15 protein-coding genes are annotated in these 18,976 nt (G+C 63.5%); 10 read left to right on the forward strand and 5 right to left on the reverse strand.

All coding sequences use genetic code 11. The features are described from left to right. Nucleotides 1-32 precede the first annotated feature (32 nt). On the reverse strand, nt 33-971 hold the full coding sequence (locus tag ABD884_RS14420; protein WP_345046941.1) for a proteasome assembly chaperone family protein: 939 nt from the start codon (nt 969-971) through the stop codon (nt 33-35). Between the two features lie 315 nt (nt 972-1,286). Here ABD884_RS14420 and ABD884_RS14425 point away from each other — a divergent pair, with 315 nt between their 5' ends. The 5 genes from ABD884_RS14425 (at nt 1,287) to ABD884_RS14445 (ending at nt 7,428) form a co-directional block, all read left to right on the forward strand. After that, entirely contained in the window at nt 1,287-2,804 is a 1,518-nt protein-coding gene (locus ABD884_RS14425) for a leucyl aminopeptidase (protein WP_345046943.1), read from the forward strand. A gap of 234 nt (nt 2,805-3,038) precedes the next feature. After that, nucleotides 3,039-4,421 carry a dihydrolipoyl dehydrogenase gene (lpdA, locus tag ABD884_RS14430; RefSeq protein ID WP_345046946.1) on the forward strand — a complete coding sequence of 461 codons (1,383 nt, stop codon included), beginning with the start codon at nt 3,039-3,041 and terminating at the stop codon, nt 4,419-4,421. Nucleotides 4,422-4,526: 105 nt separating this feature from the next. After that, complete coding sequence (sucB, locus tag ABD884_RS14435; protein ID WP_345046949.1) at nt 4,527-6,248, forward strand: 2-oxoglutarate dehydrogenase, E2 component, dihydrolipoamide succinyltransferase; 1,722 nt, start codon at nt 4,527-4,529, stop codon at nt 6,246-6,248. Between the two features lie 149 nt (nt 6,249-6,397). Next, nucleotides 6,398-6,769, forward strand: coding sequence for a hypothetical protein (locus tag ABD884_RS14440; protein WP_345046951.1), 372 nt, complete (start codon nt 6,398-6,400; stop codon nt 6,767-6,769). 230 nt (nt 6,770-6,999) lie between these two features. Next, nucleotides 7,000-7,428: an OsmC family protein gene (locus tag ABD884_RS14445; RefSeq protein WP_345046954.1), complete on the forward strand. Its 429-nt coding sequence runs from the start codon at nt 7,000-7,002 to the stop codon at nt 7,426-7,428. Between the two features lie 85 nt (nt 7,429-7,513). Here the strand turns inward: ABD884_RS14445 and ABD884_RS14450 are convergent, their stop codons facing one another. Next, nucleotides 7,514-11,014, reverse strand: a complete 3,501-nt coding sequence (locus ABD884_RS14450; protein WP_345046956.1) for a S41 family peptidase — start codon at nt 11,012-11,014, stop codon at nt 7,514-7,516. Between the two features lie 83 nt (nt 11,015-11,097). Here ABD884_RS14450 and ABD884_RS14455 point away from each other — a divergent pair, with 83 nt between their 5' ends. Beyond that, nucleotides 11,098-11,997 (forward strand): TIGR01777 family oxidoreductase, encoded by a 900-nt coding sequence (locus ABD884_RS14455; RefSeq protein WP_345046959.1) that lies wholly within the window; start codon nt 11,098-11,100, stop codon nt 11,995-11,997. Between the two features lie 4 nt (nt 11,998-12,001). Here ABD884_RS14455 and ABD884_RS14460 read toward each other — a convergent pair whose 3' ends face one another. Further along, nucleotides 12,002-13,663: a serine/threonine protein kinase gene (locus ABD884_RS14460; RefSeq protein ID WP_345046962.1), complete on the reverse strand. Its 1,662-nt coding sequence runs from the start codon at nt 13,661-13,663 to the stop codon at nt 12,002-12,004. Between the two features lie 141 nt (nt 13,664-13,804). On the opposite strand from ABD884_RS14460, the gene lipB reads away from it, so the two are divergent. From lipB to ABD884_RS14475, 3 genes are all read left to right on the forward strand, one after another. Next, complete coding sequence (lipB, locus tag ABD884_RS14465) at nt 13,805-14,473, forward strand: lipoyl(octanoyl) transferase LipB (protein WP_345046966.1); 669 nt, start codon at nt 13,805-13,807, stop codon at nt 14,471-14,473. Continuing rightward, a complete protein-coding gene (gene lipA / locus ABD884_RS14470) occupies nt 14,470-15,498 on the forward strand; it encodes a lipoyl synthase (RefSeq protein WP_345046970.1) in 1,029 nt (342 codons plus the stop codon). The genes lipB and lipA overlap by 4 nt, the downstream gene beginning before the upstream one ends. An 89-nt stretch (nt 15,499-15,587) precedes the next feature. After that, entirely contained in the window at nt 15,588-16,352 is a 765-nt protein-coding gene (locus tag ABD884_RS14475; RefSeq protein WP_345046974.1) for a DUF4191 domain-containing protein, read from the forward strand. A gap of 64 nt (nt 16,353-16,416) precedes the next feature. Here the strand turns inward: ABD884_RS14475 and ABD884_RS14480 are convergent, their stop codons facing one another. Then, complete coding sequence (locus tag ABD884_RS14480; protein WP_345046976.1) at nt 16,417-16,854, reverse strand: RDD family protein; 438 nt, start codon at nt 16,852-16,854, stop codon at nt 16,417-16,419. Between the two features lie 318 nt (nt 16,855-17,172). On the opposite strand from ABD884_RS14480, the gene glnA reads away from it, so the two are divergent. Next, complete coding sequence (glnA, locus tag ABD884_RS14485; RefSeq protein ID WP_028266741.1) at nt 17,173-18,597, forward strand: type I glutamate--ammonia ligase; 1,425 nt, start codon at nt 17,173-17,175, stop codon at nt 18,595-18,597. 180 nt (nt 18,598-18,777) lie between these two features. On the opposite strand, the gene ABD884_RS14490 is transcribed toward glnA, so the two are convergent. Beyond that, nucleotides 18,778-18,942 carry a hypothetical protein gene (locus ABD884_RS14490; RefSeq protein ID WP_197023219.1) on the reverse strand — a complete coding sequence of 55 codons (165 nt, stop codon included), beginning with the start codon at nt 18,940-18,942 and terminating at the stop codon, nt 18,778-18,780. Nucleotides 18,943-18,976 lie beyond the last annotated feature (34 nt).

Genomic DNA, 18,976 nt, shown 5'->3' on the forward strand with positions numbered 1-18,976 from the left:
TCCATTATGCCCGGGGCAGGATTAAAGCTGCTTTATGGGCGCGCATCTTTGCGCGCGAGATACGCCTCAACCGCCGCACCCAGGTCCTCGGCATTAGGCAGCTGGTCGTTCTCGTCGGCGAGCAAGGACCGGCGGGTGGTTCCCTCGGCTTTGTCGTCGTAGCGCGATTCGAGGTTCGAGACCACCTGCTGAACATCCTCGGATGCCTCCACCTGCTCGGCGATCTGCCGGCCCACTTCCCGTCCGGCCTCACGGAGTCGGTCCGTGGGGAGCATGAGGGAGGTCGCGGCTCCCAAGTATTCAAGGCCCGCGACCGCAGCCGGCGGGTACTCGGCGTCCGCCAGGTAATGCGGGACATGGATGACGTATCCAGCCACTTTCCGCCCGGCTTCCATCAACCGCAGTTCGAGGATGTGGCCGATGGCCGAAGGAACCTCGACCGTGGGTTTCCACGTCGAGATCCCCTCGATGAGTTCAGGCCGGTTTCCGTGCACCGTCACGCCGACCGGCCGCGTGTGCGGAACCGGCATCGGGATGGAGTGGATCCAGGTGACCAGGTTCACGTCGAGTTTTTCCACGATCCCGACGACGGCGCGCGAGAAACGCTCCCACTGCAGGTCCGGTTCAAAACCGGCAAGCAGCAGGAATGGCTCGCCCAAGCCGTCATTGAGCTTGTATAGCGCCAACCGGGGAGCTTTGTAATCCTCCAGATGGTCTTCCACAAAACTGATGTGGGGACGGCGCGTGCGGTAGTCGATGAGCTGATCGGCATCGAATACCGCCACGGTTTCGACTTCGAGTGCATCCAGCAGTTCGCGGTTGATCTGCTGGACCACGTGGCCGGCATCGGCAAACCCCGTGAAGCCCATCAGCATGTTGAGGCCCCTGATGTCCGGGCTGTGGAAGAGCTCAATGTTGCTCGCGTAGAGCGACTCGGGGTCAAGGAGGGAGCCGGAAATCCGTTCAAACACGGCGTTTTCCTTTCGCGGTTACACATTCGAGGAGGAGCAGGCGGCTACACACCGCGGCAATACCTCGGCGGCCAGCCACGCTCCATGTACTGATACAACGCTTAGGATTGGCCACGCATTCCTCTCAATCGATGTGCTGCAAATCTCATTTAATTGCTTTCCGGCGCGGCAAACCGACTACGATCAAGACGTGCCGCTGTGCGCGGACCACTCAACCACCGACGTTGGCACAAGCTGGCAACCGAGGGGTATCAGGGCCGGCGCCTAACATGCAGCCCGGCCAAGCCATGCAGAGAGAGATGAGGAAAGATCCTCGTGGTGAAGACTACAGACATCGCCCTTGGCACGATCGCCAAGGACCTGAAGAAGTCGCCCAGCGACGCACTCGTGATAGGCATCGGACAGGGCGAGGACGGGCCAGTGCTGCTCGGAAATCCCCTGGGCGCGAAAGCCGCGGAATCCCTCGCGGCTTCGTTGGGCCTCCTTGGCATCACTGGAGCAGCCGATCAGGTACACCGTCTGCCAGGTCTTCCGGAGACCGGTTCGGGCGTTCTGGTTCTGGCGGGTGTCGGCAAGGTTGCCGATACCATCCTCTCGGAGGAGGCCCTGCGCCGCGCGGCTGGATCCGCCGTCCGCCAGCTGGCCGGCTTGTCCTCCGTGACCCTCGCACTCCCGACGGCGTCCCTCGACGACGTCGCGGCCGTCGCCGAGGGCGCCGTGCTGGGTTCCTACTCCTACACAGAGCACCGCTCCAGCAAGGATGGCCTCAAGGATCCCGTCGGCAAAGTCCTGATCCACACGGCATTTGACAGCAAAGACGTCCAGCCTGCGCTTGACCGGGCCTTGCTCGTGGGACGCGCAGTCAACAACACCCGCACCCTGGTCAACCAGCCGCCGAGCCACCTTTTCCCCGAGTCCTTTGCCGAAGCTGCCAAAGAACTCTCCAAGGGACTTCCCGTCAAGGTGACCGTGTGGGACGAGAAGCGCCTCGAAAAGGACGGCTTCGGCGGAATCCTTGGCGTCGGCAAGGGTTCAACCCGCCAGCCCCGCCTGGTCAAGGTCGAGTACGCCCCGGCGAGGGCCACCAGGAAGATCGCACTGGTCGGCAAGGGCATCACCTTTGACACTGGCGGCATTTCCATTAAGCCCGCCCTCGGCATGGGCGACATGAAGAGCGACATGGCGGGTGCCGCCGTCGTACTTAATACGGTCTTGGCCGTCGCCGGACTCGGGCTGCCGGTCAAGGTGACCGCGTGGCTCTGCATTGCCGAGAACATGCCGTCCGGCGCGGCACAGCGCCCCGCCGACGTCCTCACGGTGTACGGCGGCAAGACGGTTGAGGTTCTCAATACCGACGCCGAGGGACGCCTTGTCATGGCGGACGGGATCGTGGCGGCAAGCCTCGAACAGCCTGATGCCATCATCGACGTCGCAACGCTCACGGGCGCGCAACTGATCGCCCTCGGCAACCGCACCGCCGGTGTCATGGGATCCGACGCCGTCACCGGCGCGCTCAAGTCCGCCGCAGACCGCGCCGGCGAGCTCGTGTGGCCGATGCCGCTGCCCGAGGAACTTCGGGCCAGCCTCGACTCGCAGGTGGCGGACATCGCCAACATCGGCGAACGCCACGGCGGCATGATGACCGCAGCCGTGTTCCTTCGCGAATTCGTCGGCAAGGACGCCGCGGGCAAGCAAATCCCCTGGGCACACGTCGACATAGCCGGCCCGTCCTTCAACAACGGCAGCCCCTACGGCTACACACCCAAGCAGGGCACCGGTTGCACCGTCCGGACACTGCTTGCCTACGTGGAAGACATGCTCGCAACGGCCTGAACCGGCACCCACTTGGGGCCGGTCATGACCGGCCCCAAGGCCCGACGTGAGTCTGGCCACAAGCGCCCCACAAAAGCCTCGGCAGGGTGGAGCATGGATAAGTGGTTCGCTAAGGTGAACCACGGTAGTCACAAATGCAAGAGAACTTCGGTGCTGGCATAATCGCCGCAGTACAAGTTCCAAGACCAGATGACGCGTAGTCGCGTGTCATCGCTCACGCGAGGGAGCGTCCTAGTGGCCGATCAGGCAACTGCGCAAGAATTCGACATCCTGGTACTCGGCGGCGGCAGCGGCGGCTACGCCACGGCCCTGCGTGCCGTTCAGCTTGGTTTCACCGTTGGCCTCGTCGAGAAGGGCAAGCTCGGCGGCACCTGCCTGCACAACGGGTGTATCCCCACCAAGGCACTCCTGCACTCGGCGGAACTGGCCGACCACGCACGCGACTCCGCCAAGTACGGCGTCAACGTCACGCTGGACAGCATCGACATCACTGCTGTGAACGCTTACAAAGACGGAATTGTCGCCGGTAAGTTCAAGGGCCTGCAGGGACTCATCAAGTCCAAGGGCATCACGGTCATCGAAGGCGAAGGCAAGCTGCACGGCACCGACACCGTCGTGGTGAACGGCACCGCCTACAAGGGCAAGAACATCGTCCTGGCCACGGGTTCCTACTCCCGCTCCCTCCCGGGCCTGGAAATCGGCGGCCGCGTCATCACCTCCGATGAAGCGTTGACCATGGACTACATCCCGAAGAGCGTGATCGTGCTCGGCGGCGGCGTCATCGGCGTCGAATTCGCTTCTGTATGGAAGTCCTTCGGGGTCGACGTCACCATTGTTGAGGGCCTCCCCTCCCTCGTTCCCAACGAGGACACCGCCATAGTCAAGAACCTGGAGCGCGCCTTCAAGAAGCGCGGCATCAAGTTCAGCACCGGCGTCTTCTTCCAGGGCGTGGAGCAGGACGAGAACGGCGTGAAGGTCACTTTGGTCGACGGCCAGACCTTCGAAGCCGATCTCCTCCTGGTTGCCGTGGGCCGTGGCCCGGTCACTGCGAACCTCGGGTACGAAGAAGCAGGCGTCACCATCGATCGCGGCTTCGTCATCACCAACGAACGCCTACACACCGGCATCGGCAACATCTACGCAGTCGGTGACATCGTCCCCGGCGTCCAGCTCGCCCACCGCGGGTACCAGCAGGGCATTTTCGTTGCCGAAGAGATCGCCGGCCTGAAGCCGGTGGTCGTCGAAGACGTGAACATCCCGAAGGTCACCTACTGCGAACCTGAAATCGCCACCGTTGGCTACACCGAAAAAGGCGCCAAGGAGAAGTTCGGCGACGACCAGGTCCAGATCCAGGAATACAACCTGGCTGGCAACGGCAAGAGCTCTATTTTGGGGACGAGTGGCATCGTCAAGGTGGTCCGCCAGAAGGACGGTCCCGTCGTCGGCATCCACATGATCGGCTCTCGCATGGGCGAACAGATCGGCGAGGCACAGCTGATCGTCAACTGGGAAGCACACCCGGAGGACGTGGCCCAGTTCATCCACGCACACCCGACGCAGAACGAGGCCCTGGGCGAAGTCCACCTCGCGCTGGCAGGCAAGCCGCTCCACGGCTAAGTCTTTCGCAAGACACCCGGTCCTGCGCCCGCACGAACTGCGGCGCAGGACCCCAGCAGGCAACACTCATCCGCACTAAAGATCAATAAGGAGAACGGGGACGACATGTCTGAATCCGTTAACTTGCCCGCCCTTGGTGAAAGCGTCACCGAAGGCACCGTTACCCGCTGGCTCAAGCAGGTTGGTGACCGAGTGGAAGTCGACGAGCCCCTGCTCGAAGTTTCCACCGACAAAGTAGACACCGAAATCCCGTCTCCTATTGCCGGCATCATCGAAGAGATTCTCGTAGCTGAAGACGAGACCGCCGAGGTCGGCGCTCCCCTGGTTCGAATCGGCAGCGGCAGCAACGGCGCTGCAGCACCCGCAGCCGCACCTGCGGAAGAAGCCCAGGCAGCTCCCGCCCCGGCACCGGCCCCTGAAGCAGCACCGGCTCCCGCAGCCGAAGAAGTCGCAGCACCCGCAGCGGCCTCCGGCCCGGCATCGGGCCACGACGTAACCCTCCCTGCCTTGGGCGAAAGCGTCACTGAAGGCACCGTCACCCGCTGGCTCAAGGCCGTCGGCGACACCGTCGAGGTCGACGAACCGCTCCTCGAGGTCTCCACCGACAAGGTCGACACCGAGATCCCTTCCCCCGTGGCCGGCACGTTGCTCGAGATCCGCGTCAACGAGGACGAGACCGCAGAGGTCGGCGCCGTTCTTGCCGTCATCGGCTCCGGCGCACCCGCCGCCGCAGCTCCCGCACCCGAAGCTGCTCCGGCACCTGCCGCAGCAGCACCGGCACCCGTTGTTGAAGCAGTGCCTGCACCGGCTGCTGCCCCTGCAGCGCCTGCACCAGCCGCCGCACCCGCAGCTGCGCCTGCGCCGTCGGCTCCGGCGGAATCCGGCTATGTCACCCCCCTTGTCCGCAAGCTTGCCAACCAGAACGGTGTCGACATCAGCACGGTGGCCGGCACCGGCGTCGGCGGCCGTATCCGGAAACAGGACGTCCTCGCCGCGGCCGACGCAATGAAAACGGCGGCGCAGGCAGCCTCGACTCCCGCGGCGGCGTCCGCCGCACCGGCAGCCTCCGGGAAGCCCGCTGCCGCCCCGGTCGCGGCGTCCTCGCTGCGCGGAACTGTCGAGAAGGCTCCCCGCATCCGCCAGGTCATCGCCCGTCGCATGCGCGAATCCCTCGAAACCTCCACGCAGCTGACCCAGGTGCACGAGGTCGACATGACCAAGGTCGCCAAGCTCCGCCTCAAGGCCAAGGGTTCCTTCGAGGCCCAGAACGGCGTCAAGCTGACCTTCCTGCCATTCATCGCCAAGGCTGTCGCCGAGGCACTGAAGCAGCACCCCAAGCTGAACGCTGCCTATGACGAGGACAAGCAGGAGATCACATACCACAACGCGGAACACCTCGCGATTGCGGTGGACACCGACAAGGGACTGCTGGTTCCGGTCGTTACCGACGCCGGCAACCTGAACCTCGCCGGCCTGGCCAGCAAGATCGCCGACGTCGCCAGCCGCACCCGCCAAGGGAAGATCGGTCCGGACGAGCTCTCCGGCGGCACCTTCAGCATCACCAACATCGGTTCTGTCGGTGCCTTGTTCGACACGCCGATCATCAACCAGCCGCAGGTGGGAATCCTGGGTACCGGTGCCATCGTCAAGCGCCCGGTAGTGGTTGCCGACGAGAACGGCGACGACTCGATCGCCATCCGCTCCATGATGTACCTGTCTCTGACGTACGATCACCGACTGGTGGACGGCGCCGACGCAGGCCGCTTCCTGCAGACCCTCAAGGCCCGCCTTGAAGAGGGTTCGTTCGAAGCTGACCTGGGTCTCTAATCCCAGTCGCTCCGATAGCACGCACCGCCTGAGGTTGCGATAGCAACGGGCAGATCCCGGCACGAAACTGCCGGGATCTGCCCTCTTTGCGTTCATTTTGTTGCGTGGCTTTGCTACGGCACGTAGAAGCTTCTGGCTAAGCTTGGGCCATGAGTATTCTCTTCAACGTCCTGCTGTTCTTGCACATCGTCGGCGCAGCCATGATTGTGGGCTACTGGATCGCCACCATGAAGCAGCCCACCGTCCACCCACGCCAGCGGGATGGCGCGTTCGTGCAGCTGATCACCGGTATTGCCATGATGGGCCTCCTACCGGTGCTCCACAATCAAGACCCTGCCGAATTCGGCGACCCCAACTACTTCAAGCTCGGCATCAAGTTCGCCATCGGCCTCGCCGTGGCCGTGCTCGCCGTCATCGGTGCGCGCAAGGTGAAGAAGGGCGAACCGGTCTCTACAGGCCTGGCCCACGGAGTGGGCGGACTGGCACTGCTCAACATCGCGATTGCGACCATCTGGCAGTAATTCGGGAGAACCCCGCGGAACAAACAGGGCGGCCGCCTGGACTTTCCGTCCGGGCGGCCGCCTGGACTTTCCGTCCGGGCGGCCGCTGGCGTCTCGAGCCCGGCAACGGTTCGTGGTCACAATCCTCTCAGAGCGGACAAGCGGTGCGCCGCCGTCGTCGAATCCCTAGGATTGAACCCGGCGGCATCCGGCATCCGGACGCCAATTCGCAACGACGCTGAGGAGTGGACATGGCTACAACACGCACCGCACACACCGTATGGAACGGCAACCTGATCGAAGGCGCCGGCAACACCACGCTGGACAGCTCCGGACTCGGAACCTTCAACGTCACGTGGAAGGCCCGCGCGGAGTCCGCAGAGGGCAAGACCAGCCCCGAAGAGTTGATTGCCGCCGCACACTCGGCATGCTTCTCCATGGCCTTCAGCAACGGCGTGGCAGGCGAGGGCTTCACGCCGGAAGAGGTCAACACCAAGGCCGATGTCACCTTCCAGCCAGGCGTTGGCATCACGGGCATCCACCTGACCGTGAGCGCACGCATCCCCGGAGTCTCCGAGGAAGAATTCCAGCGCCTCGCCGAAGACGCCAAGGTCAACTGCCCGGTCTCACAGGCGCTCAAGGCAACCCCGATCACCTTGGACGCCACGCTCGCTTCCTAGCGGCGACACGTCCGAAACCTATCCAAAAAGCGAGTCCCCGCCTTCCTTCCGGGAGGGCGGGGACTTCGCTGTTGTGGCTTAGCCGCTAGCCCTTGTGCGGCCTCGCGGGCAGCTTGGCCGGGCGGACCTTGCGGTAGCCCTCACGCAGCGGAGGCCGGTCCGTGGGCAGTTCCTGGACCATTTCCCTAAGCGCGCCGATCCCGTATTCCAACTGGGGATCAGTGCCAGCTGCATATGCGTGCGGCGGGAACACCACTTCGATGTCAGGCTCCACCCCGAAGTTCTCCACGCTCCAGCCGATGCCCCCGGAGAACCAAGTCGCATAGCGAGGTTGCGTCACACCGGTGCCATCGGCCAGCGTGAAGCGGTTGTCGATGCCCACGACGCCGCCCCAGGTCCTGGTACCGATGACCGGGCCGATGCCCCGGAGTTTGGACACCTGGGTGATGATGTCCCCATCGGAGCCGGCGAATTCGTCGGTCAGGATGATGACTGGACCGCGCGGAGCGTGATGAGGGTACGTGCGCGGCTTTTCGCCGCGGGGCATGCTCCAGCCGGTGACCTTGCGGCCGATCAGTTCGGCCACCAATTGGGAAGTATGGCCGCCGCGGTTGCGCCGGACATCAACAATCAGCCCATCCAGCGCGGTCTCCGTATCGAGGTCCCGGTGAAGCTGCGCCCAGCCGTTGGCCATCATGTCCGGAACGTGCAGGTAGCCGAACGTTCCGTCCGAGGCCTCACGCACGGTGCGCCTGTTGGCGTGTACCCATTCCTGGTACCGCAGGCGTTCCTCGTCCTTCACAGGAACCACGGCGATCCGCCGCTGCCGACCAGCGGCTTCACCGTGCCCGACGCCGTTCAACAGCGTGAGTTCCACTGCCCGGCCTGCCGCGCCGACCAGCTGTTGGGCCGGAGTACGGTCCGCGGACAGCCCGACGCCGTCGATCGCCAGAATGACGTCGCCCACCTTCGCATCGGCTCCAGGCCGGGTCAACGGTGAGTTTGCCAGAGGGTCCGAAGTGTCTCCGGCGAGGATGCGCGTGATCTCCCAGCCGGCCTCCGTGAGCCTGAGGTCGGCACCGAGTCTGCCCTGTCCATTGCTGCCGGGTTCACTCACTGCCGCCGGACGCACGTAAGCGTGCGAGGTACCCAGCTCCCCGTGCAGTTCCCACAAGAGGTCCACAAGATCGTCGTGCGAACCCAGGCGTTCGACGATTGGACGGTACCTCCGGTGTACCGATTCCCAGTCCTGTCCTGCCATGTCTTCGGTCCAGAAGAAGTCCCGCTGCAGCCGCCATGCTTCGTCGAATGCCTGTCCCCATACGGCCACGGGATCCAGGACGACCCGGATGCGGTTCAGCTCAACTTTCACGAGCTCACCGGATTCTTCGTCAACCTTGGCGTCCGACGGTACGGCAACAACCTGTTTGTCATTGACGTAGACCAGTTTCTTGCCATCTCCGGACAGGCGGTAGCGCTCGACCGCGGAGACCAGGGTAACGTGTTTCTGCTTCGAAAGCTCGTAGCGGACCAGCGCGGGAGCGGGTGCCTTGTCCTGCACCTTTCCACGGCCGTCGCCGGTGACTCCCGAAAGCGGTGTGTCGAGCCAGAGTAGCGCTCCGCCGGAGGCCGAAAGTTCCGAGTAGTTGCCCTGAGGCACCGGGACACCGACCACTCGCGAGGGCAGGCCCTCGAGGTCCACGCGGACCTGGACGGTGGGCGAGGCCTCATCCTTCGTCGTTGTGGCAGGCTCAACGTCATCCTCGTCCAGGAGGTCCACTACCGGGCCGAAGGGAGACGGAGTGTCCGCTGCGAGAGCCACGAGATAGGGCTTGATGGGGCTGGGGAAAGACAGGTCAAAGGCATGGCCGTCGTAGACGGGATCAAAACTGCGGTTGGACAGGAACGCCAGGAACTTGCCATCGGGAGTGAACGCAGGTGATTCGTCGCAGAATCGTCCATCGGTGACATCCACGATGTCCTCCGGCTTGGCGGTGCTTACCATGCGCAATTTGCTCCGGGAGCCGAAAGCCGTAACGGGTTCGGACCACGCCAGCCATTGTGAGTCGGGAGACCACGCGAGGCCGTCAATGCTGCCGTCCCCGACGCTGAACAGCAGCGACAAGGTGCCGCTGGCCGTGTCGGCCAGGTAGACGTCCCCGAACGCAGTTCCCACGGCAAGCCACCGGCCATCAGGGCTGGGCTCGAGGGCGCTCGGACGGGCTGCCTTGGGGAAGTCAATGCGCAGGACATCGATGCGCGGCCCTTCCGCCCGGTCATCCGCGGCTCCTACCGGGGCAGTTTCCTTATCCCCGGAAGGCGGGACCGGCTCCGCATACGTTTCCGGTAGCCGGACGCCGGACGTGACAGGCTGCCCGGCGATGGCCGACGCCGAAACGGGGCGGGGCAGTTGCTCGGCCCCGCCCTCGGCACTTTCGCGCGGCTCTGGTGTGGTGTCCGGGACCGGCGCTTTGAGGACGGGCCGGCCGATTCGAGGGGCAATCCGCTTGATGTACACGGAATCGACGCCGTCGTGGTCTGCCACGTAAGCGATGCGACCGTCGATGAGGGGCCGGGGAAGCCTTGCGCGGACGCCGGGAGTCGCTTCGACCACCCGGGATGGTCCGTCTTTGTGGCGCAGCCAGTGGATGGTCCCGTGGGTTTCCACTGCGCTGGCCGAACCTGCTGCGTTGGGGAAGACGTCGCCCAAGTGGGCGGCAACTTTGAGGGGCGCCGGGCGGCGGGACCGCGATGCCGAGCCCAGCGTAATCTCCAGACGCACTGCTTCGGACGTGGCGTCGAGCGTCGGCAGGATCCACAACTCGCCGGCCGATTCGAAGATGACCCGTTTGCCGTCGCTTGCGGCATGCCGTACGTAGAAGTCCTCGTGATCGGTGTGCCGGCGCAGGTTCGAACCGTCCGGCCGCACGGAGTAGAGATTTCCGTAACCCTCGTGGTCCGAAAGGAAAGCAATCCGACCGTCCACCCATAGCGGATCTGCGAGGTTCCCGTCGAGTTCCGGAAGCAGCCGGGCGAACTCACCGTTACCGTCGGCATCAATCCATAGTTTTCCAGCGGTACCGCCGCGGTAACGCTTCCACCATGCCGGCTCGCGGGAGAGCACACTGGCAAGGACTACAGGTCGTTCGTCCCCCACTTCCGGGCCAAACGCCAGCGATTCCACCGGACCGAAAGGGAGCTCGACGCCGGGGCCACCGTCGAGGGATAAGGCGTAAGCATGTGTGTGCCGTCCCTCTGCCTTTTCGAAAGCAGTCGTGACGACCACGTCGCCCGAGGAGGTGAATCCCTTGACCCGGGTGGTGCTGTGGCCGAAGTAGCTCAACTGCCGGTACCCGCCGCCGTCGACCTCTGCTGTCACCACTTCGGGAGCAGCCCCGACGATCGTCGTCCAGACGAGCCGCTTGCCGTCCGCGGTGAAGCGGGGATTGCGTGCAGGCAACTGCTGGGCTGAAATCCGCCACGCGCGGCCTCCGGCCAAGGGGGCGATCCAAACGTCGTCTTCGGCCACGAAAGTAAGCAGATCACCGTGCACATGTGGGAAACGGAAGTAGCTGGAGGAGGTCATTGTTCGATCATAGTCAAAGGAGAAGGGAGCCCCTTGAGGCCTGCCGTAGTGCCGGAGTGACGCTCGCCATGATGTGATGAGGCATGCGAATCGTGATTTCAGGTGCTTCGGGATTCATTGGAACTGCACTGTCCGGGCATCTTCTCGCTCAGGGGCACGACGTCGTCCGGCTGGTTCGCCGTCCACCGGCAGGAACCGGCGAGGCTTTTTGGGATCCTGCCGCGGGGCACCTGGACGAGACAGTGCTCGACGGCGCGGACGCAGTGGTCAATCTCTCCGGGGCCGGCATCGGGGACCGCCGCTGGACGAAAACACGCGTGCGGGAGATCATCGACTCACGCTTGCGGACAACTACGACGCTTACGGCGGCCATGGCACGGCTGGCAGCCCCGCCCGGAACGTTTTTGAGCCAGTCGGCGTCGGGCTATTACGGTTCGTCCCGGCAGGGTCTGCTCCGGGAGGATGCGGGACCAGGCAAAGGCATGCTGGCTGCCCTGTGCGTCGAATGGGAGGCCGCCGCCCACACGGCACCCGCCGGAGTGCGAGTGGTGACCCCGCGCACCGGCGTGGTCCTCAGCCCGGCCGGCGGTGCGTTGGGGCCGCTCCTTCCATTATTGAAGCTGGGTGTGGGTGGCCCGCTGGGAAACGGCCGGCAGTACTGGCCGTGGATTTCCCTGGTGGATGAAGTCTCCGCCTTCGCTTACCTGCTCGGCTCATCGATCGAGGGTCCAGTCAACGTCTGCGCCCCGGAAAGCGCTGACGTCAACGCCATCGTTGCGCAGTTGGCGGCTGCCTTGCACCGTCCAGCGTTCCTCCGCGTACCCGCCCCGGCTCTACGACTCGTCTTGGGCGGCCATTTGGCTGAGGAGCTGGTCCTTGCCAATCAGCGCATGGAACCGGCGAGGCTTATGGACGCGGGCTTCACCTGGGAGCACCCAGCGCTTGCGGACGCGGCCCGGTGGGTGGCGAGCGGCGGCAAGTGATCGCTTAATCCTTCTTGGCCAGGATATCCTTGATACGCCACGCGCCCTCGAAACGCTGGAGAACCACCCGGAGTTCCTGCGGTTTGCCAGGAGGACGGGAGCGGAGCATTTTCCCCGTGGAATCCTGTTCCGCATAGGCCGAAGCCTCCACCGTGACGGCAACTGTTGCATGCTCCGAGCTCGGCGCGTCCTCCAAGCGCACGCTGGTCAAAGTGGTGGAGAAGCCCGCAAGAACCAAACCGCCTCCTTGCAGTTCGTCCCTGGTCTTGGTGTCCGCAGCAGCGGCGACCGAGCCCTGCGCGTTGACGTGTTCCAACAGCTCAAGCCTGCCTGAATTGAACGCCACGTCGCGGAGCGCCGATAGTCCCCGGAGGGCTTCCTCGGGGTCCGGCGACTGGATCTGGCGCTGCACCCCGTCGGGAAGGCCCCGGACGTCGGCAGGAAGCGGAGTATTTCCCGGCTGACCCTCCAACCCGCTGGGAGCCGGCGTCGGAGTCTGCTGCTCAACTCCCTGTCCCCTTTCTCCGGCCCACCACACCGTGATTGCCGAACCGACAGCCACAAGTATCCCGACGGTGAACAGCATGGACGCTGCCCGTCGTCGTGCGGAAAGGAGCGAAACGGCACGCCGGCCCTCTCTTCCTCCCCGTGGCGAGCGGAAACGGCCGAAAAACGCCGCCACGCGTGTCCGCCTTGGGCGAGGACCGGAAGCCCGACGCCGGGTCAGCAGTTCCGGAATGACCGTCGCATGCACCGAAACGGAAAGGTCAACGGGTTCGGGCGCTGAGCTCCGGTAAACGGCTGTACCTAATTCGCTCGCGGAAGGCCTTTGACTCACCTCCGGATGAAGACCGGCCTCGATGGCAACGGCCAGGGGGGCAGGTACCTCCGGAACAAGCAACGTCAGGGGTGGCCTGCGGGCCGGGGCGCCTGGAGCAGAACCGGTGAGGCAATACCAACCAAGGGCAGCGAGGGCGTAAGTGTCCCGCTCGGGTTGGAGCTCGGCCCGCTGCCCGGCGATGGGAGCTGGATCGACGAATCCGGGAGTGCCGGCATCCGGGGCACCTGTTGCATCCCCCACTATCCGCGAAATGCCCAGATCCGACAGAAGCGGCTTCCCTTGGGCGGTGAAAAGCACATTCCCCGGCGAAACGTCGGAGTGGGTCATGCCCTGATGGTGCAGGTACGCCAAAGCCTGGGCGAGGGGAGCCAGGATAGTCACTGTCTCGCCCACGCCGAGACGCCCTCTGCTGGACACCAGCTGGCCCAGCGAACCCCCGGGTGCGTAGTCCATGACCAGGCCCAGGCCGCCATCATATGCCCCCGACAACGTGACGACGCCACGAACTTTGACTAGGTGTTCATGGTCCAGCCGCGACTGGAGTTGCACCTCCCGGAGCACAGGGGTTGTGGCCTCGCCCGGTTCCTCCGTCTCAGTTTCGCGGGCAATGCACTTCACTGCGAATCCGTCGCCCGACCGTTGGTCCACGGCGAGCCACACCACGGCGGATCCACCGCGGCCCAGCTCCCGGACGGGGACAAAGCCGGGAATCACCGGTTCGGAACCACCGGTCCCCGGGGCGGCCCCTGCTTTCTCGTCTTTCTCGTCGTCTTTCTCGTCTTTCTCGTCGTCTTGGTCGCCCTTGCCGGACGCAAAAGTCTCCATGCCTCAAGAAATACCGCATTTCCCGGATTGCCGCAGAAGTTATCCACAGGCTACTTTGTCGAAACCGCAGTTGCAGCGGTACGACTGAGAGCTTGGCCACAAAATCATGGCCTCCGCCCGGCGGGGTCTAAGCTTGTCCCCATGACTCTTGAGTTTTCACAGCTGGGTCTCGCCCCGGATTTCGTCGACTACATGCAGGGCTGGGATATCCAGCGCGAACTCCACACCAAGGTTGTTGCAGGCGAGAAACCCAGCACCGTCTTGCTCCTCGAGCACGAGGCGGTTTACACGGCAGGCAAGCTCACGGAAGACCATGAGCGCCCGTTTGACGGCACTCCTGTTGTTCCCGTGGATCGTGGCGGCAAGCTGACCTGGCACGGTCCGGGCCAGCTGATTGCCTATCCCATTCTCAAACTGAAGAACCGTGCCGGGATCCGTGACTACGTCGAGCGCCTCGAAGCCGTCATGATCGCGATCATGGAGGACTACGGGATCAAGGCCACCCGGGTCAAAGGCCGGGCGGGAGTCTGGGTCCTCGCTGACGACAAGGGCCCCGACCGCAAGATCGCCGCAATCGGCATCCGGGTCTTGGACGGTGTCACTATGCACGGCGTGGCCATCAACTGCAGCAACGATCTGGCTCCTTACGCACAGATCATCGCGTGCGGCATCACCGATGCCAGCGTCACAACTATGTCCATCGAGACCGGCAGGACCATCAACCCCGCCGACATTGCCGAGCGCTTCAAGGAAGAGTTCCGCAAGCACGAAGAAGCACTCGTATCCAGCCCCGAAGGAGCACTCCAGTGACCCTGGCACCTGAAGGCCGTAAGCTGCTGCGCGTTGAACAGCGCAATAAAGCCGTCCCGGTCGAACGCAAGCCCGAATGGATCAAGGCCAAGGTCCAGATGGGCCCGGAATTCGTGGGCCTGAAGAACCTCGTGAAAAAGGAAGGCCTGCACACCGTCTGCGAGGAAGCCGGCTGCCCTAACATCTTCGAATGCTGGGAAGACAAGGAAGCGACCTTCCTGATCGGCGGCTCCGAATGCACCCGCCGCTGCGACTTCTGCCAGATCGACACCGGCAAACCCTCACCGGTGGACATGTTCGAACCCACCAAGGTCGCCCGCTCCGTCCAGTCCATGGCCCTGCGCTACGCCACCGTGACCGGCGTGGCCCGCGACGACCTCGCCGACGAAGGCGTCTGGCTCTACGCCGAAACCGTCCGCAAGATCCACGAACTGAACCCCGGCACCGGCGTCGAACTGCTCATTCCGGACTTCTCCGGCAAACCCGAACACATCAACGCGATCTGCGACTCGAACCCGGAAGTCTTCGCGCACAACGTCGAAACCGTGCCCCGGATCTTCAAACGCATCCGCCCCGCGTTCCGCTACGACCGCTCCCTGGACGTCATCACCCAGGGCCGGGCCCGCGGCATGGTCACCAAATCCAACCTGATCCTGGGCATGGGCGAAACCCGCGAAGAAATCTCCGAAGCCCTGGCAGACCTGCACGCCGCGGGCTGCGACCTGATCACCATCACCCAATACCTGCGCCCCTCCGAACGGCACCTGCCCGTGGACCGCTGGGTCAAACCCCAGGAATTCGTCGACCTCGCCACCGAAGCCGAGGAAATCGGCTTCCTCGGCGTCATGTCCGGCCCCCTGGTCCGCTCCTCCTACCGCGCCGGCCGCCTCTGGGCCACCGCGATGCGCAAGAAAGGCCGCGAGATCCCGGTGCACTTAGAGCACATTGCCCACATCGCCGAAGGCATCCAGGACTCCGGCACCACCCGCCAGGAAGCCCGCACCCTCCTCGCACAGGGCTCGTAGCGGGTCCGAAAACACATAGCCAAAGGACCTGGTCCCGGATAAGTCCGGCGTCCGGTCCTTTGCCGCAAATCACGTAGAATTAAGGCACTATGGCGAAATCCCCTGATTCCAGCAACTCCACAACATCGGCTGCCGAGGCTCCCAAGCGCGGGTTGTTTTCCCGCAAGCCCAAGGAAGCCAAGGCCAAGAAGCCGAGCCAGCTGAAGCAGATCGGCGAGGTCTTCAAGATGACCCGCCGCAACGATCCCATCGTCGTGTGGCTCATGCTGCTGGCGTTCCTCGGCGTCGTTGCTGTCAGCCTCGTTGTCGGGCTGCTCCTGAACAACTGGGTCACGGGCCTGATCATCGGCATTCCTTTGGGCTTGCTCGCAGCTGTCTTCATCCTCTCGCGCCGTGCGGAACGGGCAGCCTTCGCACAGATCGAGAACCAGCCCGGGGCCTCCGGTGCGGCCTTGGGAACCTTGCGCCGTGGCTGGATCACCGAAGACCAGCCGGTCGCCGTCAACCCGAGGACCCAGGACGCGGTCTTCCGCGCTATCGGCCGCCCGGGCGTCGTACTGGTCACCGAGGGACCTTCGCACCGCGTCAAGCCGCTGGCCGACGCCGAGCGCAAGAAACTCTCCCGCATTCTCCCGAACGTGACCATTCACGTGATCGAGAGCGGCCGTGGCGAGGGTCAGGTGCCCATCAGCCAGATTGCAAAGACCATGAACAAGTACAAGAACGAGCTCACCAAGACTGAGGTCGGCGCCGTCAACAAGCGGATCTCCTCGCTCGGCAACCGCCTGCCAATCCCCAAGGGCATCGACCCTTACAAGGCTCGCCCGGACCGCAAGGCTGCACGCGGACGCTAAACCACAAAAGCCGCTTGTTCCTGGAAACTCCAGGAACAAGCGGCTTTTTTGTCTGAGGAAGTGTCTACATCCGAATGAGTATTGTGTTCATCGCTTTGTCATGGAGGCCACGCTGATCAGGATCGAAGACAACTGCGGGAATCACCAGGCACAGCAGGAGAGTCCTCACCAGGGCCGCCAAAGGCCCCGCCGGCGTGCCTCCGAGCCGCACGACGTGGATACCTGCAACGCGGTGTCCGATGCTGTAACCAAGCGTGCCGATCAGGAGGATCTGTTCCACGGCAAAGACAGCAAGCGTTGCCCACGAGTTGCCGCCAAAGGCAAAGTTGCTGATCACCAGGGCGATGACCCAGTCGATGCATATCGCCAGGATGCGACGGCCGGCCCTCGCCATGGAGCCGGGTCCCGACTCGGGCAGGCCGAGCCGTTCGCCGGGGTATTTGGATATTCCGGACGTATCCGGCCCTGTGAGCCATGAACCAATGTCTTTACGATCTACCACTGTTCAAGCTTACGGCTTCACCAGGGGATGCCAGACGGCGGTTGCTGATGCTTGCTCGACCGTCCACTGAGTTCCCAAGGAACGGGCAGACACCTGAAGGACATAGACTGGCACTGCAGTAGACCAGTAGCGTTTACACAGCGGGTAGTTCTGTAACCTGCTCGAAACAATACCGACACTCCGGGGAAATCACGTTTCCCTAGGGTTGGAGAAGTTGCTAGCCACCGCCTCAGGGATACTTTTTTGTTTCCCTGCTTCCGGTTTGCGCTGGACCAGACGGCCCGAGGGCCTGTTACCTGTTATGCGTTAGGAGCATAGATGTTCAAGACTGCGGACGAAGTCCTCCAGTTCATCAAAGACGAAGATGTCAAATTCGTCGATATCCGCTTCACCGATCTCCCGGGTGTCCAGCAGCACTTCAACGTGCCGGCTAAGAGCGTAGATCTCGATTTCTTCGTCCACGGCCAGTTGTTCGATGGTTCTTCCATCCGCGGCTTCCAGGGCATCGCCGAGTCCGACATGCAGCTCATCCCGGATGTCACTTCCGCATTCGTCGACGCTTTCCGCATCGAGAAGACGCTCGCGCTTAACTTCTCCATCGTGAACCCGCGTACCGGCGACCCGTACCACCGGGATCCCCGTGGCGTAGCCGAGAAGGCTGAGGCCTACCTCGCTTCCACGGGCATTGCCGACACCGCGTTCTTCGCTCCCGAGGCCGAGTTCTTCGTCTTCGACAACATCCAGTACCAGTCTTCCCCGCAGGGCAGCTTCTACAAGATCGACTCCGAAGAGGCCCACTGGAACAGCGGTCGCGAAGAAGAGGGTGGAAACCTCGGTTACAAGACCCCTGTCAAGGGCGGATACTTCCCCGTCTCCCCGACCGACAAGCAGGCTGACCTTCGCGACGCCATGTGCCTCGCCCTGGATGAAGCCGGCCTTGAGGTCGAGCGCAGCCACCACGAAGTCGGCTCCGCCGGCCAGGCTGAAATCAACTACAAGTTCACCACGCTGACCCACGCGGCTGATGACCTGCAGAAGTTCAAGTACGTCATCAAGAACACCGCTGATGCCTGGGGCAAGTCCGTGACCTTCATGCCGAAGCCGGTCTTCGGTGACAACGGCTCGGGCATGCACTGCCACCAGTCGCTGTGGACCGGTGGCGAGCCGCTGTTCTACGACGAGAAGGGCTACGCCGGCCTGTCCGACACCGCCCGCTGGTACATCGGCGGCCTGCTGAAGCACTCTTCAGCAGTCCTGGCCTTCACCAACCCGACGGTGAACTCCTACCGCCGCTTGGTCAAGGGCTTCGAGGCTCCGGTCAACATGGTCTACTCGCAGGGCAACCGCTCTGCCGGTATCCGCATCCCGATCACGGGCTCCAACCCGAAGGCCAAGCGCATCGAGTTCCGTGCGCCGGACCCCTCCTCCAACCCGTACCTGGCGTTCGCTGCCCAGCTCATGGCCGGCATTGACGGCATCCGCAACCGCATCGAGCCCCCGGCTCCGATCGACAAGGACCTGTACGAGCTGCCCGCAGAAGAAGCCAAGGACATCCCCAAGGCTCCGGGTTCCCTTGAGGAAGCCCTCGACGCCCTGAGCGAGGACAACGAATTCCTGCAGGCCGGCGGCGTCTTCACGCAGGACCTGATCGACACCTGGATCGAGTACAAATACGAGAACGAGATCCGTCCGCTGTCGCTGCGCCCGAACCCTTACGAGTTCGAGCTCTACTACGGCGTCTAATGCCAGCAAAAGGATAGAAGGGGTCACGGGCAAGCGCCTGTGACCCCTTCTTCATTTAACGGTCACAGTGAAATAGTCACCGTGACTTATCCGCACAAACAAAGGACGGCTGTGTCAATTAAGACACAGCCGTCCTTGCTGTAATGGCCTCAGGGTGGCGGGATATGACCGCCAGTTTCCCTACACCCGCCGACGCCCACTCATCAACCTGAAGAGGAAGACAATGATCGCCAGGACGATCAGAATAGGGGCAATCCAAAGAAGGAACCCGAGGGCCTTTACGGTGCCGCCAATGATAAAGAAAAGAATCGCGATGACCGCGACGATTCCGAGGATGACATTCATGATGTAATACCTTCCGTTTCAGTCGTAAACATTT

The organism is Arthrobacter methylotrophus (assembly GCF_039539965.1).
In the GTDB taxonomy this organism is placed as follows: Bacteria; Actinomycetota; Actinomycetes; order Actinomycetales; family Micrococcaceae; genus Arthrobacter; species Arthrobacter methylotrophus.

Excerpts from the sequence above, each read along its gene's own strand:
- sucB (WP_345046949.1), top strand. The coding sequence starts at position 4,527 with ATGTCTGAATCCGTTAACTTGCCCGCCCTTGGTGAAAGCGTCACCGAA.
- ABD884_RS14440 (WP_345046951.1), top strand. The coding sequence starts at position 6,398 with ATGAGTATTCTCTTCAACGTCCTGCTGTTCTTGCACATCGTCGGCGCA.
- ABD884_RS14445 (WP_345046954.1), top strand. The coding sequence starts at position 7,000 with ATGGCTACAACACGCACCGCACACACCGTATGGAACGGCAACCTGATC.
- ABD884_RS14450 (WP_345046956.1), bottom strand. The coding sequence starts at position 11,014 with ATGACCTCCTCCAGCTACTTCCGTTTCCCACATGTGCACGGTGATCTG.
- ABD884_RS14455 (WP_345046959.1), top strand. The coding sequence starts at position 11,098 with ATGCGAATCGTGATTTCAGGTGCTTCGGGATTCATTGGAACTGCACTG.
- ABD884_RS14460 (WP_345046962.1), bottom strand. The coding sequence starts at position 13,663 with ATGGAGACTTTTGCGTCCGGCAAGGGCGACCAAGACGACGAGAAAGAC.
- lipB (WP_345046966.1), top strand. The coding sequence starts at position 13,805 with ATGACTCTTGAGTTTTCACAGCTGGGTCTCGCCCCGGATTTCGTCGAC.
- ABD884_RS14475 (WP_345046974.1), top strand. The coding sequence starts at position 15,588 with ATGGCGAAATCCCCTGATTCCAGCAACTCCACAACATCGGCTGCCGAG.
- glnA (WP_028266741.1), top strand. The coding sequence starts at position 17,173 with ATGTTCAAGACTGCGGACGAAGTCCTCCAGTTCATCAAAGACGAAGAT.
- ABD884_RS14490 (WP_197023219.1), bottom strand. The coding sequence starts at position 18,942 with ATGAATGTCATCCTCGGAATCGTCGCGGTCATCGCGATTCTTTTCTTT.